The organism is Enterobacter sp. ECC-249 (genome assembly GCF_043965265.1).
Lineage (GTDB): Bacteria > Pseudomonadota > Gammaproteobacteria > Enterobacterales > Enterobacteriaceae > Enterobacter > Enterobacter quasiroggenkampii.
On the sequence record NZ_CP143660.1, the window covers coordinates 2,410,092 to 2,430,922 of the forward strand.

Sequence of the window (20,831 nt, forward strand, 5' to 3'; positions counted from 1 at the left end):
CCACAAGGAGCTTAAACATGTTAGATTTGGATAGTATTGTCGCAGACGAAGCCGTCGAGAACGATCTCGAAGAAGTGGTGATGGGGCTTATCATCAACTCCGGACAGGCCCGCAGCCTGGCGTATGCCGCACTGAAGCAGGCCAAGCAGGGGGATTTCGCCGCCGCGAAAACCATGATGGAACAGTCCCGCACGGCGCTGAACGAAGCGCACCTGGTACAAACAAAGCTGATTGAAAGCGATCAGGGCGAAGGGAAGATGAAGGTCAGCCTGGTGCTTGTTCACGCTCAGGATCACCTGATGACCTCGATGCTGGCACGTGAGCTGGTGGCGGAGCTCATTGAGCTTCACGAGAAGATGCAGTAAGTCAGACTGATTAGCAGGAGGTCAGCACGATGGAAATTAAAACCGCACTTGAACAGCAGCTGTTTAATGGCAAAAATTTTCACGTGGTTATCTACAACAAGACGGAGAGCGCTAGCGGTCTGCATCAGCATGACTACTACGAGTTCACGATTGTTCTGACCGGCCGCTACTATCAGGAGATCAACGGTAAGCGCGTCCTGCTTGAACGAGGGGATTTCGTCTTCCTGCCGATGGGGTCTTATCACCAGAGCTTTTACGAATTTGGTGCCACCCGCATTCTGAACGTGGGCGTCAGCAGACGTTTCTTCGAGAAGCATTATCTGCCGCTGGTGCCGTTCTGCTTTGTGGCCTCCCAGGTCTATCGGGTCAAAAACGAGTTCATGACCTGGATTGAAACGGTGATCGCCTCGCTTAACTTCCGTGACAATGAATTTGATGAGTTTATTGAAACGGTGACCTTCTACGTGATGAACCGACTGCGCCACCATCGTGAAGAGCAGCAGGTGACGGATGATATTCCGCAATGGCTGCGCAGCACCGTTGAGTTGATGCACGATAAAGGCCAGTTCAGCGAAAATGCGCTGGAAAATATGGTCTCCCTGTCGGGAAAATCCCAGGAATATCTGACCCGTGCGACGCAGCGTTATTATCGTAAAACGCCCGTGCAAATTATTAATGAAATCCGCATTAATTTTGCTAAAAAACAGCTGGAAATTACCAACTATTCTGTCACCGACATTGCTTACGAGTCAGGATACAGCAGTCCCAGCCTGTTTATTAAAACCTTCAAGAAATTGACGTCATTTACACCGAACAGTTACCGGAAGAATTTGACGGTAATTAATTAACTTTCGGCGGATTACCCGCCACAAATATTGCTTTAATGGCTTGCCCAAATAGCGGGAAGAGTACGCTATACCTTGCAGGCGATTAACCTGATACGCTAAGGGAGATATTATGCAGAAGAAATTAAAAGTCGTAACCATTGGTGGCGGCAGCAGCTATACCCCGGAATTACTGGAAGGTTTCCTGAAACGTTATCATGAATTACCGGTCAGCGAATTATGGCTGGTGGACGTTGAGGAAGGACAGGAAAAGCTGAATATTATTTTCGACCTGTGCAAGCGCATGGTAGAGAAAGCCGGCGTGCCTCTGACCGTGCATAAAACCCTGGACCGTCGTCTGGCACTGAAAGATGCGGATTTCGTCACCACCCAGTTGCGCGTTGGCCAGCTGAAGGCGCGCGAGCTGGACGAGCGTATTCCGCTGAGCCACGGCTATCTCGGGCAGGAGACCAACGGCGCGGGCGGCCTGTTTAAAGGCCTGCGTACCATCCCGGTCATTTTCGACATCGTCAAAGACGTGCAGGAGATCTGCCCGAACGCGTGGGTGATTAACTTCACCAACCCGGCCGGCATGGTCACCGAAGCGGTCTATCGTCATACCGGCTTCAAACGCTTTATCGGCGTCTGCAACATTCCGATCGGCATGAAGATGTTTATCCGCGACGTGCTGGCGCTGACCGACAGCGACGATCTCTCCATCGATCTGTTCGGCCTGAACCACATGGTATTTATTAAAGACGTTATCGTGAACGGAAAATCGCGCTTTGCCGAGCTCCTCGACGGCGTAGCCTCCGGTCGTCTGACGGCGGCATCGGTGAAAAACATCTTTGACCTGCCGTTCAGCGAAGGGCTGATCCGCTCGCTGAACTTGCTGCCTTGCTCATATCTGCTTTACTACTTCAAGCAGAAAGAGATGCTGGCCATCGAAATGGGCGAGTATTATAAGGGCGGCGCGCGTGCGCAGATCGTTCAGAAGGTTGAGAAGCAGCTGTTCGATTTGTATAAAGACCCGAACCTGAACGTCAAACCGAAAGAACTGGAGCAGCGCGGCGGGGCCTACTACTCCGATGCGGCATGTGAAGTGATCAACGCCATCTACAACGACAAGCAGGCGGAGCACTATGTCAACGTGCCGCACCACGGCCATATCGACAATATCCCGGCGGACTGGGCCGTCGAGATGACCTGCATCCTGGGGCGCGAGGGCGCTAAACCGCATCCACGCATCACCCACTTCGATGATAAGGTCATGGGCCTGATCCACACCATTAAGGGCTTTGAAGTGGCGGCAAGCAACGCGGCGCTGAGCGGCGAGCTCAATGACGTTCTGCTGGCGCTGAACCTCAGCCCGCTGGTGCATTCTGACCGCGACGCGGAGCAGCTGGCCAGCGAGATGATCCTGGCGCATGAAAAATGGTTGCCAAACTTTGCCGCCACGATCGAGAAGCTGAAGTTCAAACAGCAATAAGAGGACGCACAATGGAAAACCTGCTGATCGTTAATGCTGATGATTTTGGCCTCTCGAAAGGTCAGAACTACGGCATTATTGAAGCCTGTCGCCGGGGGGGTGTGACCTCTACAACGGCACTGGTTAATGGTGAGGCGGTTGAACACGCGGCGCAGCTGAGCCGCGAGGTGCCGGAGCTGGGCGTCGGCATGCATTTTGTTCTGACGCTCGGGGTGCCGCTTTCGCCAATGCCGGGCCTGACGCGCGATGGCCAACTGGGTAAATGGATTTGGGAGCTGGCGGAGCAGGGGGCTCTGCCGCTCGAAGAGATTGCCCGCGAGCTGGACTGTCAGTTCAACCGCTTCGTTGATGTGTTTGGTAAGGCGCCGACGCACATCGACAGCCATCACCACGTGCATATGATCCCGGCGATTTTCCCGATTGTCGCCGGGTTTGTACAGCGCAAAGGCGTGGCGATGCGCGTGGATCGCGAGGTGCGGGGATTGCCGGACTGCGCTGTCACCACCTCAGAGGGGTTCAGCAGCGCGTTTTACGGCGACGAGATCGACGACGCGCTGTTCCTGAAGGTGCTGGATGATTCCGCCGCGCGGGGTGAACGGTCGCTGGAGGTCATGGCACATCCTGCCTTTGTCGATAACACCGTGCGTAAAAGCGCCTACTGCTGGCCGCGTCTTGCGGAGCTGGATGTCCTGACGTCGCCGTCGCTGAAGTACGCGATTGCCGAGCGTGGGTATCGGTTGGGGACGTTCGGGGATCTTTGAGAAATTTCCCCTCACCCTAACCCTCTCCCCAAAGGGGCGAGGGGACTGGGCGGTGCGGTCTGTAATGCCGGTACAGGTCTGCATTTCTCCCTCTCCCTTTCAGGGAGAGGGCCGGGGTGAGGGTATTTTTTACGCCGGTATCTGGTCGATCTTGCTGCTTCGCGACCACACGCGGTGCGCGGCGAGCAAATCAAACAGCTTCGTCATAAAGGCATCGTCAACGTTATCGCCCTCGACAATGCCGTCCTCACCCTGATCTGCCACCTTCAGCTGCGCTTTGAACTGCCGCGCGTCGCCGGAAAGCGCGATCGGCTTCAGGTGCTTATAGGCTTCCAGCAGATAATAGACGGCGTCGCCATTGGTCAGCAGGCTGGCAATATCCCCGCCCGGCACGATCGCCGCATCGACGGTCAGCGATGGCGCCCCGGCAAAGGTCGCCGCGACCGGCAGCACAGAACCATCGTCGGCCGTCACTTCACCCATGCGGGAATAGAGCAGTTTGGCATGCACGCCCTGGGTTTTCAGCGCCTGCATAATCCCCAGCACGTCGCTGGCGCGGGTTTTGTCGTTCAGCAGAATGGCGACCACGCGGCCTTTAATCGAGCCGCCCGGCACGGCATACAGGCTCAGCGACGGATCTTTCTTCACGCCGTTAACCTCTTTCGGCGGAGCAAGGTTGCGCTGCTCGTCGGTCAGCGTAATGCCCAGGTTATCCGCAACGCTCTGGGCAAGCTGAATATCAATATGCGCCAGCTGATCGACCACGCGCTCGCGGATGTAGGTGCGCACCACTTTACTCAGCTCAAAGCTGAAGCCGCCGATGATGTGCTGTTGCTCAATCGGCGTCTGGCTGTTCCAGAACAGGCGAGGGTGAGCGTAATACTCGCCAAAAGACGGGCTGCGCTCGCGAATTTTGTTGCCGTCGACACGCTCCTGATAGGATTCGAAGCCACCGCGTTTCGGTCCGGGAGGCGTTTCACGCGGCCAGTTATCGTTGATGGAGTTCGGCTCATAGTTCGCCGGGTTGGTATCAATATCCTGACGATGCATCCCGTCGCGCTGGAAATTATGGTACGGGCAGGTTGGGCGGTTAATCGGAATTTCGTGGAAGTTCGGGCCGCCGAGTCGGCTGATCTGCGTATCGGTATAGGAGAACAGGCGTCCCTGCAGGAGCGGATCGTTGGTGAAGTCCAGCCCCGGCACGATATGGCCCGGGTGGAACGCGGCCTGCTCGTTTTCGGCAAAGAAATTATCCGGGTTGCGGTTGAGTACCATTTTACCCACCAGCTGCACCGGCACCAGCTCCTCCGGGATCAGCTTCGTCGGGTCAAGCAGGTCGAAATCGAACTTAAATTCATCCTCTTCAGGAATGAGCTGCAGGCCCAGTTCGTATTCCGGGAAGTCGCCCGCTTCAATGGACTCCCACAGCTCGCGGCGGTGGAAGTCCGGATCGCGCCCGGTCAGCTTCTGCGCCTCGTCCCACACCAGCGACGCTTTACCCGCGACAGGCTTCCAGTGGAAACGGACAAACGTGGCTTTCCCCTCAGCGTTGATCAGACGGAAGGTGTGGATGCCAAACCCTTCCATGGTGCGGTAGCTGCGCGGAATGCCGCGGTCTGACATCGCCCACATCACGTTGTGTAAGGTTTCAGGCTGCAGGGAAACATAGTCCCAGAAGGTGTCGTGCGCACTTTGTCCCTGCGGTATGGCCCAGTGAGGCTCCGGTTTTACCGCATGGACAAAGTCAGGAAATTTATGCGCGTCCTGAATGAAGAACACCGGGGTGTTGTTACCTACCAGATCGAAAATACCCTCTTCGGTATAAAACTTGGTGGCAAAGCCGCGGATATCACGGACGGTATCTGCCGAGCCCGCGCCGCCCTGCACGGTGGAGAAACGCACAAACACCGGGGTAATTTTATCCGGGTCGGAGAGGAAATCCGCTTTGGTGATCGCTTTCAGGCTCTTGTAGGGCTGGAAGTAGCCGTGCGCGGCGGAACCGCGCGCGTGGACGATGCGTTCCGGTATCCGTTCGTGGTCAAAATGGGTGATTTTTTCCCGCAGGATAAAGTCTTCCAGCAGGGTTGGCCCGCGCGCGCCTGCGCGAAGTGAGTTTTGATCGTCAGCAATGCGCACGCCCTGATTGGTGGTGAGCGCAAAACCTTCGCCACCTTTACGGTGTGGCTCAAGAGATTTCAGCTTCTCGTTTCCCGCGTCCGGCGATTTCATGCTTCCCGGTGCAGTAGGCTGTTCTCCCGGTGCGGAAGGGCCAGGGGAGGGGCGGTGAGAGCCGTCGGCAGGGGCGAGAGAGTCCATGCCCGGTTGAGATTCCTCAGTGCCATGAATCGGTGATTGATGTGTTTTATCTTTGTTCGACATTGCACGCTTCTCCTTTATCCATTGCTAAAAACCCTATTAAGGATAGAACAATGTCGCGAGATGGCTCGCGAACTAAGAGTTTTCACATGCCGTGATTAGCGAAAGGAGCCATCTCACCCACTCGGAGCGCGACGGAAGGCCGCAGGATCGGCTATCATAGAATTTTCCTGCTTCAAGAATTTGCTTTAGTGAACCAGTCGCTTATGAAACCTCTTCGTCAACAAAACCGCCAGGTTATTAGCTATGTGCCCCGCGTCGAGCCCGCGCCGCCAGACCATGCCCTGAAAGTGGAGGGCTTTCGCGATGTGTGGCAGCTGCGGGGGAAATACGTGGCCTTTGTGCTGATAGGTGAGCATTTCCGTCGCTCTCCCACCTTTACGGTACCGGAGTCCGCACAGCGGTGGGCGATGCAGATCCGCCAGGATGAAGAGGTTGAAGAATAACAGCCATAAAAAAACCGCCATCAGGCGGTTTTTTTATTTCTAACGTGATTAGCGGTGCGCCAGCTCGGCGTCGTCTTCACTTTCCAGAATCGCTTTGTCGGTCTGCTTCAGCCACTGGCTGGTCAGCGTACCGGCGGTCATGGAGCCGCTCACGTTCAGCGCGGTACGACCCATGTCGATCAGCGGCTCAACGGAGATCAGCAGGGCGACCAGCGTCACGGGCAGACCCAGCGCAGGCAGCACAATCAGCGCGGCGAAGGTTGCGCCGCCGCCAACGCCCGCAACGCCTGCGGAGCTTACGGTGACAATCCCGACCAGCGTGGCGATCCAGACCGGATCCAGCGGGTTGATACCCACCGTCGGCGCGACCATCACGGCCAGCATCGCCGGGTACAGACCCGCACAGCCGTTCTGACCGATTGTGGCACCAAAGGAGGCAGAGAAGCTGGCGATGGATTCTGGCACGCCCAGACGACGGGTTTGCGCTTCCACGTTCAGCGGAATAGACGCGGCGCTGGAACGGCTGGTGAAGGCAAAGGTCAGCACCGGCCAGACCTTACGGAAGTATTTCAGCGGGCTGACGCCGTTCACGCCCAGCAGGATGCCGTGCACCACGAACATAATGCCCAGGCCCAGATAAGAGGCGACAACGAAGCTGCCCAGCTTAATGATGTCCTGCAGGTTAGAGCCTGCAACCACTTTGGTCATCAGCGCCAGCACGCCGTAAGGGGTGAGCTGCATAACCAGACGGACCAGCTTCATCACCCAGCTCTGCAGGGTGTCAATCGCGGTCAGCACGCGTTCGCCTTTTGGCGCGTCGTCTTTCAACAGCTTCAGCGCCGCTACGCCCAGGAACGCGGCGAAAATAACCACGCTGATGATCGAGGTTGGGCTCGCGCCGGTCAGGTCAGCAAACGGGTTCTTCGGAATGAAGGAGAGCACCATCTGCGGCACGGTCAGGTCAGCCACTTTTCCAACGTAGTTGGTCTGAATCGCGGTCAGACGCGCCGTTTCAGCGGTACCCTGAACCAGACCTTCTGCGGTCAGGCCAAACAGGTTGGTGACCAGCACACCCACCAGCGCGGCAATCAGCGTGGTGAACAGCAGCGTGCCGATGGTCAGGAAACTGATTTTTCCTAACTGGGTCGCGTTATGCAGGCGGGCCACGGCGCTCAGAATAGAGGCGAACACCAGCGGCATAACGATCATCTGCAGCAGCTGGACATAGCCGTTACCGACAATGTTGAACCACTGAATGGAATCTTTCAGAACTGGATTATCGGAGCCATAAATTGCCTGTAATGCCAGACCGAATACGACACCCATGGCCAGACCAACCAGCACCTTTTTCGCCAGGCTCCACTGTTTGTGGCGCGCCTGCGCGAGAAGCAATAGCAATACAGCGAACACAACGACGTTCGCGATGAGTGGAAAATTCATCCCCGTTCTCCTGATTTATTATCGGGTCGGTTTTTACCGATCCTGTTGGCGGAAGGTTAGCAGAAGTGTGATGTAGCGCTTATATCCAAATGGAATGGTTTATGACAAACGGGATAATTTTGTTGGTTTACTGTTCAATCTGGTGATGAATAAAGCGATTGAACTGAAATTGCAGCGAATTAATCATTTGAGAAGACCAGCGGACTGCACTGTTTTCGGGCAAGGTTTGCGGCATCCAGACGGAGTATGCAAACAGCGCCATGCACAAGACGCGCTCAAGCTGGTTACCTTTCTGCGGTGCGAGGATAGGAAAACGGAAGCGCAAGCGGCAGGGCCACAGCAGCGGTACGCCCGCGGGCGTCAGCATATCGGCCAGAATATGGCTTAAATAGCCCAGCACCATCCCCTGAATGGCATCAGCGGGGACGATCCAGCTTTCGGGCACTTTTAAATAGAAAAGCGTCAGCAGGCCAAACACGGCCAGCAGGCTGTGCGTGAACCCACGGTGGCCGAACGCGCGGGCGATGGGTTTCGACACCCACTTCAGGCGTTGTCCGAGGAAGGACTTAGGGTGATCGATGTCCGGCAGCAGGCAGGTCAATACGGCGGAAGGGACGATATGCCACCAGTCCCCCTGTGCCAGCACGGGGGTGAGTTCAGCGTTTTTGGCAAATACTGCGCACGCGATAGAAAAAAGCAGGTGGCCTTCCGCCGTCATGATAAAACCCACAAAACTGTCAATTCATACAGTATAGGGTTTTTATACAGTAGGCGGAAGAGGTGACGGTGTAACTGTTTGTCACAAACCGGAGGAGGGCGTTAACCGCCCTGCAGGTGGTGCGCCGTAAGTTCTGCCAGTGACTGTAACTTCACATCGGCAAGCGCAAACCGGGGGTCGTGGCGGCCTTCTTCCGCAGGCACCACAATGGAGCGCATCCGCGCGGCTTTAGAGGCCACCATGCCGTTAACGGAATCTTCCAGCGCAACGCAGTTGAGGGGATCCAGGCCGAGCTTAGCGGCACAGTCCAGATAGACCTGCGGGTGCGGCTTGCTGTAAGGCAATTTCTCAGCGGATGACAGCGCGTCGAAACTGTCGCGCAGTTCAAACATGACGAGCACTTTTTCCAGCATATGCAGCGGTGACGCCGAGGCCAGGCCGACCTTCAGCCCCTGGGCTTTACACAGCGCGACGGCCTCACGTACGCCGGGCAGCAGCGGCTTGCTCTCTTCAACCAGCGAAATGGCGCGGCTGATAATGCGCGCCGTCACTTCATCACGACCCGGTCCAGCCCACGGCTGTTGGGCAAACCACAGGTCAACTACCATATCGATGCGCAGGCCCAGCGTATCGGGAAGTTCATTACGGCGGCTGATATCCACGCCCAGGCTGGCCATGACGTCCAGTTCAGCGCGATCCCACAACGGTTCGGAATCGATCAGTAATCCATCCATGTCAAAAATTGCGGCAAGAATTTGGCGCGGTGTCGACATCACAACGTCTCCTTATCCAGGGTGTTCGACAGACGATAAGTGCTAAGCACACTCTGCAATTTAGCATATTGCTTTTAAAGAGCGGGCGAAATTGATGACCAGCAGGTAGACTTAGGCACAAATAACGCGTCTTTATGAAGAGGAACTGATGACGTATCAACAAGCTGGACGCATTGCGGTCTTAAAACGTATTGCTGGCTGGGTGATTTTTATTCCTGCCGTCATTTCTACGCTGATTTCTGTACTCAAATTTATGTACGATCACAGCGAAAAACAGCCGGGTATCAATGCGGTAATGCTTGATTTTGCGCATGTGATGATTGAGATGATGCGTTTCAATACGCCATTTTTGAATGTCTTCTGGTTTAACTCACCCACCCCGGATTTTCATCAACAGCTGAATATCGGCTTTTGGGTGATATACGCCCTGATCTTTGTCGCGCTGGCGCTGCAGGCCTCTGGCGCGCGAATGAGCCGTCAGACACGCTTTTTACGCGAAGGCGTTGAGGACCAGCTCATTCTGGAGCAGGCCAAAGGCCCGGAAGGCATGAGCCGGGAGCAGATTGAATCCCGCATTGTTGTGCCGCGTCACACCATATTCCTACAAATTTTACCGCTCTATATTCTTCCCGTGATTATCATTGTGGCGGGATACTTCTTCTTCTCACTACTCGGTTTTCTGTAAGCGATACGGGTGGCGGCATAGCCACCCGTTCTCTTCTCATGCGGCAAGCATACGCTCAAGCGCCCGCTGCGCGTTAACCAGATGTTCCCCACCAAAAAGAATGGCACGGTTCATCAGCGTATAAAGCTGATACACCGGCTGGCGGTCGAGGAAACCGGGCGGCAGGGGAGAAACAGACTGGTATCCGTCGTATATCTGCGGTGGCTGCTCAGGATGAAGCGGCAGCATCGCAAGATCGCACTCTCGGTCACCCCAGTAGCAGGCCGGGTCGAAGATGTAGGGGCCGTTGGGACCCAGCGCGCAGTTATCGGACCATAAATCGCCGTGAAGCAGAGACGCCTGAGGCTGGTGGGAGGCCAGACGCTGTTGAACGTGCTCGACGATGGCATCAATGTTGCCAAATTCCAGCCCTTTCTCGGCGGCCAGCTCAAGCTGCCAGCCAATGCGCTGCTCGGCAAAAAACGTCGACCAGCGACGCTGCCAGGCATTGGGCTGTGGCGTGGTGGAGAGATCGTTGTCAAAATCGAGACCAAACTGCGGCTGGTCGCTCCATTGATGCAGGCGCGCTAACTGTTGGCCGAGAATGAATGCATTATGGGCATCCAGCGGCCGGGCGGGGAGATACTCCATCACCAGGAAGCTGTAGTCGCGGTCGCTTCCCACGGCCAGAACCTGCGGGACCGTCACCGTTTTACTGCGCGACAGCAGCTCCAGCTGATCGGCTTCGGCGGTAAATATTGGAAGCAGCTCTCGCTCATCGCACTTAACGAAAAGATCGCGCCCTGCGTAGCGTAAATGCCACGCGGCGTGGATCTCTCCGCCTGGCAGTTCGTTACGCAGTTCAATTTCACCTTCACCCAGCTGCTCACGTAAAAGATGACTGATAGCCTGCCACATGTTGTCTCTCCCATGTTGTCTGCCAGATCATAAAGTTAGCGCAAAACTGCGGTAAAAAAATACGAACTAACGCACACCTGAGCGGTTTAAATTCATGCAGCGCACTTATTGTTCTTTTTTCCGCCAGCTTTCCCAGGTATCCACGTCAATTTCAGCTGGCTTGTCGGTCACGCTCTCCACCAGACTGGCGGCCAGCGCATGAACCTCTTCCTTGCTCAGGGCGCCGATCAGACCAAATGCCAGAGTGCCTAAATCATGAATGTTGCCCTCGTAATCCGTCAGCGTGAGGAGAAAATTAGCCCGGGTGAAAGCATTGTTGAGCTCATTCAGCTCGGTCAGCGATGCCTCATGAAGGTTGATGGTCACGACGTAGCGTGTGATGTCACCACTGCTCATAATTCACCTCATTGTTATCATGGAAATTTTCTTAGCATAGTCGATAGTTTGCGTTTGGCGACTCGGTGATGACATTCCCCAACGTCAAGACGAAGGGGAACAGGGGTTAATTTCGGGACAGGTAATCGACGATTTTTTGCGTATCGGCAAGTGAACAGAGACGCGTGCCCTGGTTGATGGTGGCGGCGCTACCCGCCGCCACGCCGTAGCGCGTCATCTCCAGCAGTGACGCGCCCTGCGCCAGTTTAAGCGTCATCGCGCCCACCATGCTATCACCCGCGCCAACCGTGCTCTGGCTCTTCATCGGCGGCGGGACAACCTGAACGGCCGACGATTCATCGACTGCCAGCGCCCCCTGAGGGCCAAGGGAGACGACTACGCGCCGCGCTTTGCCGCTGCGTACCAGCTCCTGCGCGGCGGTGCGAACATCATCAGGCTGCGTCAGTTCGCGGTTGACCAGCGCGCTTAGCTCTTTCTGGTTGGGTTTGACCAGCTCAAGATTGCCCGGCACCAGGGCCGCCTGCAGGGCCTCGCCGCTGCTGTCGACAATGCAGCGGATGCCACGCTGCTGTGCCGCCTGAATCAGCGCCGTTAATTTTTCCGTGCTGACGCCGGGCGGCAGGCTGCCGCTTACCACCAGCAGCGCGCCGCTTTCTATCGTCAGCACTTTCTCTTCAAGCTGACGAAACTCGTCATCGCTGAGCTTCGCCCCCGGCATGACAAAACGGTACTGCTCGCCGCTGGATCCCACGTGGACATGCAGGTTTTGCCGCGTCCAGTCTTTGGCCTCGACGGTCTCTACGGCTACCTGTTCATCTGCCAGCAGAGAGACCAGGTGTTCACCGGTGGCACCGCCCGTGGGAAAAATGGCCGTGGCTTTGCCCCCGAGGTGGTTAATAGCGCGCGCCACGTTGATCCCGCCGCCGCCGGGCTCAAAGACCGGGGCGCTACAGCGTAATTTACCTTCCGGGTAAATCTGCGGCGTCTGGGTGGCGGAATCCAGGGAAGGGGAGAGCGTCAGGGTATAGATAGAAACCATCATTACCTCCTTTTAGCATGGGTTCTTATTAGTCTGGCACCATTTGTCAGGAAGGCAATGTAAATAACAGTATGATTTTAAATATGAATACTGACAAAAAGTGAGGCGGGGGATATATAAAATAAAACGCTTTTTGAGATCGTTCTTATTCAAAAAATGAAATAAGAAAACATTGCTATGTTATTTGCGGCTTTTTATAATTTGTTACCTTTCTCTGGACGCCTTGTCATTGATCCTCAAGAAAGATTCCGGGACCGTGTGGTCTCTTTTTTTGTTGTACGGACTCCTTAATAAAATGAAGCTTTTAAAGACAGTGCCCGCTGCACTGATGCTGGCGGGTGGCGTGTTTGCGGCTATGAACGCGACCGCTGATGATTCCGTTTTTACTGTCATGGACGATCCTTCCTCCGCGAAAAAACCGTTTGAAGGTAACCTGAACGCCGGATATCTGGCACAATCCGGTAACACGAAAAGCTCTTCTCTGACGGCGGACAGTACGCTTACCTGGTACGGTAACACCACGGCCTGGTCGCTGTGGGGTAATGCCAGCAACACTTCCGCTAATGACGAACGTTCTTCCGAGAAATATGCGGTAGGTGGACGTAGCCGTTACAACATGACCGACTATGACTATTTGTTTGGACAGGCAAGCTGGTTAACCGACCGTTACAACGGTTATCGCCAGCGCGATGTGTTCACCGCCGGTTATGGTCGCCAGTTCCTGAACGGTCCGGTACACAGCCTCCGTTTTGAATTCGGTCCGGGTGTGCGTTATGACGAGTACACCAATGGTGATACCAAAACCCAACCGCTCGGTTACGCTTCCGGTACCTATGCCTGGCAGATGACTGACAACACCAAATTTACCCAGGGTGTTTCTGTATTTGGTGCCGACGACACGACGCTTAACTCTGAAACGGCGCTAAACGTGGCTATCAACGAACACTTTGGTCTGAAAGTCGCTTACAACGTGACCTGGAACTCTTCACCACCAGAATCTGCGCCGGATCATACCGACCGTAGAACTACGGTTTCACTGGGTTATAGAATGTAATAAAAGCGGGCCGATGATAATGTCGGCCCGCTTATTGTCTGTGGCTTTTTGACGTCCCTTCTGAAGACTTGCTTTCGCCCCTAGCCCCAAATCATTGCCGCCCAACGGAGTAGCAGCATTGCGCCGCAGATGGCAATCAGCACCAGCACCATTTTCCAGTGTTTTACGGCAAATCGTTTTGTCGGCATAACCTAATCCTTGTTGGTTGATATCCCCAGTCTACCAAACAGGGCCGAAATATGCCCCTTTTCAGGATCGATTAGGTTATGCCAGCGCAGGAGCGGTTCAGAACCAGTGGAATCGTTCGGCGAGAATCAACAATAAACCTGTGGCGGAAAGGACATTCAATATCACAACCGTTCTGCTGGATACGTTCATGGTATGCACCTTTGGGTTTAAAGACCTGTTCAAGAGTAGCCCAGCATCTTCGAAATGCGAGCGCAGGGGAGAAGCAACCTGCAAATTCGTATGAAAGTGCCAGCCCATCAATCTGGCCGCAGAGGGTGCAATCTCCTTTGCGTTAGTGTTAACATTACGTCGCTTGCCGTAAATCCGAATTAATCTGAATTCGGCAGGTGAATGATGACGAACCAATTTGACGATTGTTGGTCAGATGGTTTCGTAATCTATTGTCAAATCACGATTATTTTCTTTGTATATGCTCTTATGTGTGGGGCATCACTGCAAATAAGGATATAAAATGCCTGTAATTACTCTTCCTGATGGCAGCCAACGCCATTTCGACCGTGCTGTTAGCCCAATGGATGTTGCCCTGGACATTGGTCCTGGTCTCGCGAAAGCGACTATCGCTGGCCGCGTTAACGGTGAGCTGGTGGATGCCTCCGATCTGATCGAAAACGATGCGACGCTTGCGATCATCACCGCAAAAGACGAAGAAGGTCTGGAGATCATTCGTCACTCCTGCGCGCACCTGTTAGGCCATGCCATCAAACAGCTGTGGCCAAACACCAAAATGGCGATCGGTCCGGTTATCGATAACGGTTTCTACTACGACGTTGACCTTGACCACACCCTGACTCAGGAAGATATCGACGCGCTCGAAAAACGTATGCACGAGCTCGCCGAAACAAACTATGACGTCATCAAGAAGAAAGTCAGCTGGCACGAAGCGCGTGAAACCTTCGTGAAGCGCGGCGAGAGCTACAAGGTCTCTATTCTTGACGAAAATATTTCCCATGATGACAAGCCTGGCTTGTACCATCACGAAGAATACGTCGACATGTGCCGTGGACCGCACGTGCCGAACATGCGCTTCTGTCATCACTTTAAGCTGATGAAGATCGCGGGCGCCTACTGGCGTGGCGACAGCAACAACAAAATGTTGCAGCGTATTTATGGTACCGCATGGGCCGATAAAAAAGCCCTGAACGCGTACCTGCTGCGCCTGGAAGAGGCGGCGAAGCGCGATCACCGTAAAATCGGTAAGCAGCTTGACCTGTACCACATGCAGGAAGAAGCGCCAGGTATGGTGTTCTGGCATAACGACGGGTGGACTATCTTCCGTGAACTGGAAACTTTCGTACGCTCCAAGCTGAAAGAGTACCAGTATCAGGAAGTGAAAGGCCCGTTCATGATGGACCGTGTGCTGTGGGAAAAAACCGGCCACTGGGACAACTACAAAGATGCGATGTTCACCACCTCGTCTGAGAACCGTGAATACTGCATCAAGCCAATGAACTGCCCGGGCCACGTTCAGATCTTCAACCAGGGTCTGAAATCCTACCGCGACCTGCCGCTGCGTATGGCGGAGTTCGGTAGCTGCCACCGTAACGAACCATCAGGTGCGCTGCACGGTCTGATGCGTGTTCGTGGCTTTACTCAGGATGATGCACATATTTTCTGTACTGAAGATCAGGTCCGTGACGAAGTTAACGCCTGTATTCGTATGGTCTACGATATGTACAGCACCTTTGGCTTCGAGAAGATCGTGGTCAAACTCTCAACGCGTCCGGAAAAACGTATCGGTAGCGATGAGACCTGGGATCGCGCAGAAGCGGATCTCGCCGTGGCGCTGGAAGAGAACGGCATTCCGTTCGAATACCAGCTGGGCGAGGGCGCATTCTACGGTCCGAAAATTGAATTTACCCTGTATGACTGCCTCGATCGCGCATGGCAGTGCGGTACTGTACAGCTGGACTTCTCCCTGCCGCAGCGTTTAAGCGCCTCTTATGTTGGCGAAGACAACGAGCGTCAGGTACCGGTAATGATTCACCGCGCAATTCTCGGTTCACTGGAGCGCTTCATCGGCATCCTGACCGAAGAGTTCGCCGGCTTCTTCCCAACCTGGCTTGCGCCAGTGCAGGTTGTGGTGATGAACATTACCGATTCTCAGGCGGATTACGTTAAAGAATTGACGCAGAAACTACAAAATGCGGGCATTCGCGTAAAAGCAGACTTGAGAAATGAGAAGATTGGCTTTAAAATCCGCGAGCACACTTTACGTCGTGTCCCGTATATGTTGGTCTGTGGTGATAAAGAGGTGGAAGCAGGCAAAGTTGCCGTTCGCACCCGCCGTGGTAAAGACCTGGGCAGCCTGGACGTAAGTGAAGTGATTGAGAAGCTGCAACAAGAGATTCGCAGCCGCAGTCTTCAACAACTGGAGGAATAAGGTATTAAAGGCGGAAAACGAGTTCAAACGGCACGTCCGAATCGTATCAATGGCGAGATTCGCGCCCAGGAAGTTCGCTTAACAGATCTTGAAGGTGAACCACTGGGGATTGTGAGTCTGAGAGAAGCGATCGAAAAAGCTGAAGAAGCTGGAGTAGATTTAGTTGAAATCAGCCCTAACGCCGAACCGCCAGTTTGTCGTATCATGGACTACGGCAAGTTCCTTTATGAAAAGAGTAAGTCTTCTAAGGAACAGAAGAAGAAGCAAAAAGTTATCCAGGTTAAGGAAATCAAGTTCCGTCCTGGTACCGACGATGGCGATTATCAGGTAAAACTCCGCAGCCTGATTCGCTTTCTGGAAGATGGCGATAAGGCCAAGATCACACTGCGTTTCCGCGGTCGTGAGATGGCCCACCAACAGATTGGTATGGAAGTGCTTAACCGCGTCCGTGACGATCTGAGTGAACTGGCAGTAGTCGAATCCTTCCCTACGAAGATCGAAGGCCGCCAGATGATCATGGTGCTCGCTCCTAAGAAGAAACAGTAAGGCCTTCAAGCAGCAAAATCTGTGGAGCCTTCGGGTTTCATAGGTTTTGTTCGCCTATGTTTCGTTTATTTAACAATGCGAAGTGGAAGTTATTAAGATGCCAAAAATTAAGACCGTACGCGGTGCTGCTAAGCGCTTCAAAAAAACCGGTGGTGGTGGATTTAAGCGTAAGCACGCAAACCTGCGTCATATTCTGACCAAAAAATCTACTAAGCGTAAACGTCACCTGCGTCCAAAAGGCCTCGTTTCTAAAGGCGATCTGGGTCTGGTTATCGCGTGCCTGCCGTACGCATAAGCCGTTAACGTTTAATTTTTTTACTAAGAATATAGATACAGGAGAGCACACATGGCTCGCGTAAAACGTGGTGTAATTGCACGTGCACGTCACAAGAAAATTTTGAAACAAGCTAAAGGCTACTACGGTGCGCGTTCACGCGTTTACCGCGTTGCCTTCCAGGCTGTTATCAAAGCAGGTCAGTACGCTTACCGTGACCGTCGTCAGCGTAAGCGTCAGTTCCGTCAACTGTGGATTGCGCGTATCAACGCAGCAGCACGTCAGAACGGTATTTCTTACAGCAAATTCATCAACGGCCTGAAAAAAGCCTCTGTTGAAATCGACCGTAAGATCCTGGCTGACATCGCAGTATTCGACAAAGTAGCGTTCACCGCTCTGGTCGAAAAAGCGAAAGCAGCACTGGCATAAGCCAGTTGAGAGAGGGGGCCTGGCTCCCTCTTTTCATATAACCCTGTAAGAAGATTGACATTTACCCGTGCAGGCTTTTCAATAAGGTCTCAACGGTTCTACCCAACAAGGTAACGCAAGCATGAATGCTGCTATTTTCCGCTTCTTCTTTTACTTTAGCACCTGACTTCAGGAGGCTAGCGCGTGAAAGATGAAACGAAAAACAGCGCCAGATAAGCCTCCCGATGGAGGCTTTTTTTGTGCCTGAATTTGAGAGAATAACTCCACCAAATCGGTGTCTGCACCGACACAATGAGGAAAATCATGTCACATCTCGCAGAGCTGGTTGCCAGTGCAACAGCCGCCATTAATCAGGCCTCAGATGTTGCCGCGTTAGACAATGTCCGCGTCGAATATCTTGGGAAGAAAGGGCACCTGACCCTTCAAATGACAACCCTGCGTGAGCTGCCGTCAGAAGAGCGACCGGCAGCGGGGGCGGTGATTAACGAAGCCAAAGAGCAGGTACAGCAGGCGCTGAACGCACGCAAAGCCGAGCTGGAAAGCGCGGTGCTGAATGCGCGTCTGGCCGCAGAGACGATCGACGTTTCTCTGCCGGGTCGCCGCATCGAAAACGGCGGTCTGCACCCGGTTACCCGTACCATCGATCGTATTGAAAGTTTCTTCGGTGAGCTCGGCTTTACCGTGGCGACTGGCCCGGAAATCGAAGATGATTACCATAACTTCGACGCCCTGAACATTCCAGGCCATCATCCGGCACGCGCTGACCACGACACTTTCTGGTTCGACGCTACGCGTCTGCTGCGTACTCAGACCTCCGGCGTTCAGATCCGTACCATGAAGGTTCAGGAGCCGCCAATCCGCATTATCGCGCCGGGCCGCGTCTATCGTAACGACTACGATCAGACCCACACCCCAATGTTCCACCAGATGGAAGGCCTGATTGTTGATAAAAACATCAGCTTCACCAACCTGAAGGGCACGCTGCACGATTTCCTGAACAACTTCTTTGAGGAAGATCTGCAGGTTCGTTTCCGTCCGTCCTACTTCCCGTTCACCGAACCGTCTGCGGAAGTTGACGTGATGGGCAAAAACGGCAAGTGGCTGGAAGTGCTGGGCTGCGGCATGGTGCATCCAAACGTGCTGCGCAACGTGGGTATCGATCCGGAAGTTTACTCCGGCTTTGCCTTCGGTATGGGCATGGAGCGTCTGACCATGCTGCGCTACGGCGTGACCGACTTACGTGCATTCTTCGAAAACGATCTGCGTTTCCTCAAACAGTTTAAATAAGGGCAGGACAGAACAATGAAATTCAGTGAACTGTGGTTACGCGAGTGGGTGAACACCACGCTGGACAGCGACGCGCTTTCTAACCAGATCACCATGGCGGGTCTGGAAGTGGACGGCGTTGAGCCGGTTTCCGGTGCATTCAACGGCGTGGTCGTCGGCGAAGTGGTAGAGTGCGGCCAGCATCCTAACGCTGACAAACTGCGCGTGACGAAAGTAAACGTGGGCGGTGAACGTCTGCTGGATATCGTCTGCGGCGCGCCAAACTGCCGTCAGGGCCTGAAGGTGGCCGTGGCGACCGTCGGTGCAGTGCTGCCGGGCGATTTCAAAATTAAAGCGGCTAAGCTGCGCGGCGAGCCGTCTGAAGGCATGCTGTGCTCCTTCTCCGAGCTGGGTATTTCCGACGATCACAACGGCATCATTGAGCTGCCGCTGGACGCGCCAGTCGGCACCGATATCCGTGAATACCTGAAGCTTGACGACAACACCATCGAAATCAGCGTCACGCCAAACCGTGCCGACTGCTTAGGGATCATCGGCGTGGCGCGCGACGTGGCCGTGCTGAACCAGACCGAACTGAACGCGCCGGACATTGCTCCGGTTGAAGCGACCATCAGTGACGTGCTGCCTATTCAGGTTGACGCTGCGGATGCTTGCCCGCGCTACCTCGGTCGCGTGGTGAAAGGCATCAACGTGAAAGCGCCAACCCCGCTGTGGATGAAAGAGAAGCTGCGCCGCTGCGGTATTCGCTCTATCGACGCCGTGGTTGACGTGACTAACTACGTTCTGCTGGAGCTGGGCCAGCCAATGCACGCGTTCGATAAAGATCGTATCGACGGTGGCATCGTTGTGCGCATGGCGAAAGAGGGCGAAACCCTGGTTCTGCTGGACGGCAGCGAAGCGAAACTGAACGCCGATACCCTGGTGATTGCTGACCACAGCAAAGCGCTCGCAATGGGCGGCATCTTCGGGGGCGAGCATTCAGGCGTAAACGACGAGACGCAAAATGTCCTGCTGGAATGCGCATTCTTCAGCCCACTCTCCATCACCGGTCGCGCACGCCGTCACGGCCTGCATACCGATGCCTCTCACCGCTACGAGCGCGGCGTTGACCCGGCGCTGCAGTACAAAGCGATGGAACGTGCTACCCGCCTGCTGATCGACATCTGCGGCGGTGAAGCGGGCCCGGTTATCGACGTCACCAACGAAGAGACGCTGCCGAAGCGTGCGACCATCACCCTGCGCCGCAGCAAGCTGGATCGCCTGATTGGTCACCACGTTGCCGATGCGCAGGTGACCGACATCCTGAAGCGTCTGGGCTGTGAAGTGACTGAAGGCCAGGACGAGTGGAAAGCCGTTGCGCCATCATGGCGTTTCGACATGGAAATTGAAGAAGATCTGGTGGAAGAAGTGGCCCGCGTTTACGGCTACAACAATATCCCTGACGAGCCTGTCCAGGCAGGTCTGGTGATGGGCACCCACCGTGAAGCCGACCTGTCCCTGAAGCGTGTGAAAACCATGCTGAACGACAAAGGCTACCAGGAAGTGATCACCTACAGCTTTGTTGATCCAAAACTGCAGCAGCTGATCCACCCGGGCCAGGAAGCGCTGATCCTGCCAAGCCCAATCTCCAGCGAAATGTCCGCGATGCGTCTGTCCCTGTGGACGGGCCTGCTGGGCACTGTCGTTTATAACCAGAATCGCCAGCAAAACCGCGTGCGAATTTTCGAAAGCGGTTTGCGCTTTGTACCGGATAATCAGGCAAATTTAGGCATCCGTCAGGATCTCATGCTGGCTGGCGCCATCAGCGGCAACCGCTATGAAGAGCACTGGGACCTGGCAAAAGGCACGGTTGATTTCTACGATATGAAGGGCGATCTGGAAGCGATTCTGGATCTGACCGGTAAATTATCTGAAATTGAATTCCGCGCAGAAGCCATCCCGGCACTGCATCCGGGCCAGAGCGCAGCTATCTATTTAGACGGCAAACGCGTTGGTTTTATTGGGGTTGTTCATCCTGAGCTGGAGCGCAAGCTGGACCTGAACGGCCGTACCATCGTGTTCGAGCTGGAATGGAACCCGGTGGCTGACCGCGTTATTCCTCAGGCTCAGGACGTCTCCCGCTTCCCGGCAAACCGCCGTGATATCGCGGTTGTAGTCGCGGAAAATGTGCCTGCAGCAGATATTTTGGCCGAATGTAAGAAAGTTGGCGTAAATCAGGTAGTTGGCGTAAACTTATTTGACGTGTACCGCGGCAAGGGCGTAGCAGAAGGTTTCAAGAGCCTCGCTATTAGCCTTATCCTTCAGGATACCAGCCGTACACTCGAAGAAGAGGAGATTGCCGCTACCGTCGCCAAATGTGTAGAGGCATTAAAAGAGCGATTCCAGGCATCATTGAGGGATTGA

23 protein-coding genes and 1 other annotated feature are annotated in these 20,831 nt (G+C 54.5%); of the genes, 14 read left to right on the plus strand and 9 right to left on the minus strand.

Annotated elements, in window-relative coordinates; translation table 11 throughout:
- Positions 1 to 17: 17 nt before the first annotated feature.
- The 4 genes from chbA (at position 18) to chbG (ending at position 3,439) form a co-directional block, all read left to right on the plus strand.
- Complete coding sequence (gene chbA / locus V1587_RS11595) at positions 18 to 365, plus strand: PTS N,N'-diacetylchitobiose transporter subunit IIA (protein ID WP_023335359.1); 348 nt, start codon at positions 18 to 20, stop codon at positions 363 to 365.
- A gap of 29 nt (positions 366 to 394) precedes the next feature.
- The gene (gene chbR / locus V1587_RS11600; RefSeq protein WP_029740446.1) at positions 395 to 1,213 is read left to right on the plus strand and encodes a transcriptional regulator ChbR; all 819 of its coding nucleotides are present in this window, start codon (positions 395 to 397) and stop codon (positions 1,211 to 1,213) included.
- 109 nt (positions 1,214 to 1,322) lie between these two features.
- Positions 1,323 to 2,678, plus strand: coding sequence for a 6-phospho-beta-glucosidase (locus tag V1587_RS11605; protein ID WP_223540308.1), 1,356 nt, complete (start codon positions 1,323 to 1,325; stop codon positions 2,676 to 2,678).
- Between the two features lie 11 nt (positions 2,679 to 2,689).
- Positions 2,690 to 3,439: a chitin disaccharide deacetylase gene (chbG, locus tag V1587_RS11610; RefSeq protein ID WP_395314337.1), complete on the plus strand. Its 750-nt coding sequence runs from the start codon at positions 2,690 to 2,692 to the stop codon at positions 3,437 to 3,439.
- Positions 3,440 to 3,568: 129 nt separating this feature from the next.
- On the opposite strand, the gene katE is transcribed toward chbG, so the two are convergent.
- Complete coding sequence (gene katE, locus V1587_RS11615; protein WP_371897689.1) at positions 3,569 to 5,818, minus strand: catalase HPII; 2,250 nt, start codon at positions 5,816 to 5,818, stop codon at positions 3,569 to 3,571.
- A gap of 188 nt (positions 5,819 to 6,006) precedes the next feature.
- Between katE and cedA the strand changes: the two genes are divergently transcribed.
- A complete protein-coding gene (gene cedA / locus V1587_RS11620; RefSeq protein ID WP_071786526.1) occupies positions 6,007 to 6,261 on the plus strand; it encodes a cell division activator CedA in 255 nt (84 codons plus the stop codon).
- Between the two features lie 48 nt (positions 6,262 to 6,309).
- Here cedA and V1587_RS11625 read toward each other — a convergent pair whose 3' ends face one another.
- The 3 genes from V1587_RS11625 to hxpB all read right to left on the minus strand — a co-directional run bounded on the left by V1587_RS11625 (position 6,310) and on the right by hxpB (position 9,192).
- Complete coding sequence (locus V1587_RS11625) at positions 6,310 to 7,701, minus strand: L-cystine transporter (RefSeq protein ID WP_045336125.1); 1,392 nt, start codon at positions 7,699 to 7,701, stop codon at positions 6,310 to 6,312.
- Between the two features lie 127 nt (positions 7,702 to 7,828).
- Positions 7,829 to 8,419: a metal-dependent hydrolase gene (locus V1587_RS11630; RefSeq protein ID WP_371897688.1), complete on the minus strand. Its 591-nt coding sequence runs from the start codon at positions 8,417 to 8,419 to the stop codon at positions 7,829 to 7,831.
- A 101-nt stretch (positions 8,420 to 8,520) separates the two neighbouring features.
- Positions 8,521 to 9,192: a hexitol phosphatase HxpB gene (gene hxpB / locus V1587_RS11635; protein ID WP_371897686.1), complete on the minus strand. Its 672-nt coding sequence runs from the start codon at positions 9,190 to 9,192 to the stop codon at positions 8,521 to 8,523.
- A gap of 148 nt (positions 9,193 to 9,340) precedes the next feature.
- Between hxpB and V1587_RS11640 the strand changes: the two genes are divergently transcribed.
- The gene (locus V1587_RS11640; protein ID WP_371897685.1) at positions 9,341 to 9,877 is read left to right on the plus strand and encodes a YniB family protein; all 537 of its coding nucleotides are present in this window, start codon (positions 9,341 to 9,343) and stop codon (positions 9,875 to 9,877) included.
- Positions 9,878 to 9,913: 36 nt separating this feature from the next.
- Here the strand turns inward: V1587_RS11640 and V1587_RS11645 are convergent, their stop codons facing one another.
- The 3 genes from V1587_RS11645 to pfkB form a co-directional block, all read right to left on the minus strand.
- Positions 9,914 to 10,774: a fructosamine kinase family protein gene (locus V1587_RS11645; protein ID WP_024909435.1), complete on the minus strand. Its 861-nt coding sequence runs from the start codon at positions 10,772 to 10,774 to the stop codon at positions 9,914 to 9,916.
- 105 nt (positions 10,775 to 10,879) lie between these two features.
- A complete protein-coding gene (gene ghoS / locus V1587_RS11650) occupies positions 10,880 to 11,170 on the minus strand; it encodes a type V toxin-antitoxin system endoribonuclease antitoxin GhoS (RefSeq protein WP_395314338.1) in 291 nt (96 codons plus the stop codon).
- 106 nt (positions 11,171 to 11,276) lie between these two features.
- The gene (pfkB, locus tag V1587_RS11655; RefSeq protein WP_371897771.1) at positions 11,277 to 12,209 is read right to left on the minus strand and encodes a 6-phosphofructokinase II; all 933 of its coding nucleotides are present in this window, start codon (positions 12,207 to 12,209) and stop codon (positions 11,277 to 11,279) included.
- Between the two features lie 295 nt (positions 12,210 to 12,504).
- Here pfkB and V1587_RS11660 point away from each other — a divergent pair, with 295 nt between their 5' ends.
- A complete protein-coding gene (locus V1587_RS11660; RefSeq protein ID WP_032639869.1) occupies positions 12,505 to 13,263 on the plus strand; it encodes a YdiY family protein in 759 nt (252 codons plus the stop codon).
- An 80-nt stretch (positions 13,264 to 13,343) separates the two neighbouring features.
- On the opposite strand, the gene yniD is transcribed toward V1587_RS11660, so the two are convergent.
- Both yniD and yncL read right to left on the minus strand, forming a co-directional pair.
- Complete coding sequence (yniD, locus tag V1587_RS11665) at positions 13,344 to 13,451, minus strand: small membrane protein YniD (RefSeq protein ID WP_008500658.1); 108 nt, start codon at positions 13,449 to 13,451, stop codon at positions 13,344 to 13,346.
- Positions 13,452 to 13,548: 97 nt separating this feature from the next.
- Positions 13,549 to 13,749, minus strand: a complete 201-nt coding sequence (gene yncL / locus V1587_RS11670; protein ID WP_395314339.1) for a stress response membrane protein YncL — start codon at positions 13,747 to 13,749, stop codon at positions 13,549 to 13,551.
- 214 nt (positions 13,750 to 13,963) lie between these two features.
- Between yncL and thrS the strand changes: the two genes are divergently transcribed.
- The 7 genes from thrS (at position 13,964) to pheT (ending at position 20,831) form a co-directional block, all read left to right on the plus strand.
- Positions 13,964 to 15,892, plus strand: a complete 1,929-nt coding sequence (thrS, locus tag V1587_RS11675; protein WP_008500657.1) for a threonine--tRNA ligase — start codon at positions 13,964 to 13,966, stop codon at positions 15,890 to 15,892.
- Between the two features lie 3 nt (positions 15,893 to 15,895).
- Positions 15,896 to 16,438: a translation initiation factor IF-3 gene (infC, locus tag V1587_RS11680; protein WP_014069901.1), complete on the plus strand. Its 543-nt coding sequence runs from the start codon at positions 15,896 to 15,898 to the stop codon at positions 16,436 to 16,438.
- Between the two features lie 97 nt (positions 16,439 to 16,535).
- Complete coding sequence (gene rpmI / locus V1587_RS11685; protein ID WP_003030583.1) at positions 16,536 to 16,733, plus strand: 50S ribosomal protein L35; 198 nt, start codon at positions 16,536 to 16,538, stop codon at positions 16,731 to 16,733.
- Positions 16,734 to 16,784: 51 nt separating this feature from the next.
- Positions 16,785 to 17,141: a 50S ribosomal protein L20 gene (gene rplT / locus V1587_RS11690; protein ID WP_000124850.1), complete on the plus strand. Its 357-nt coding sequence runs from the start codon at positions 16,785 to 16,787 to the stop codon at positions 17,139 to 17,141.
- 116 nt (positions 17,142 to 17,257) lie between these two features.
- Positions 17,258 to 17,382, plus strand: a sequence feature (Phe leader region).
- On the plus strand, positions 17,263 to 17,307 hold the full coding sequence (pheM, locus tag V1587_RS11695; RefSeq protein ID WP_001386830.1) for a pheST operon leader peptide PheM: 45 nt from the start codon (positions 17,263 to 17,265) through the stop codon (positions 17,305 to 17,307). It overlaps the preceding feature by 45 nt.
- Before the next feature lie 62 nt (positions 17,383 to 17,444).
- The gene (gene pheS, locus V1587_RS11700; protein WP_371897683.1) at positions 17,445 to 18,428 is read left to right on the plus strand and encodes a phenylalanine--tRNA ligase subunit alpha; all 984 of its coding nucleotides are present in this window, start codon (positions 17,445 to 17,447) and stop codon (positions 18,426 to 18,428) included.
- Between the two features lie 15 nt (positions 18,429 to 18,443).
- The gene (pheT, locus tag V1587_RS11705; protein ID WP_371897682.1) at positions 18,444 to 20,831 is read left to right on the plus strand and encodes a phenylalanine--tRNA ligase subunit beta; all 2,388 of its coding nucleotides are present in this window, start codon (positions 18,444 to 18,446) and stop codon (positions 20,829 to 20,831) included.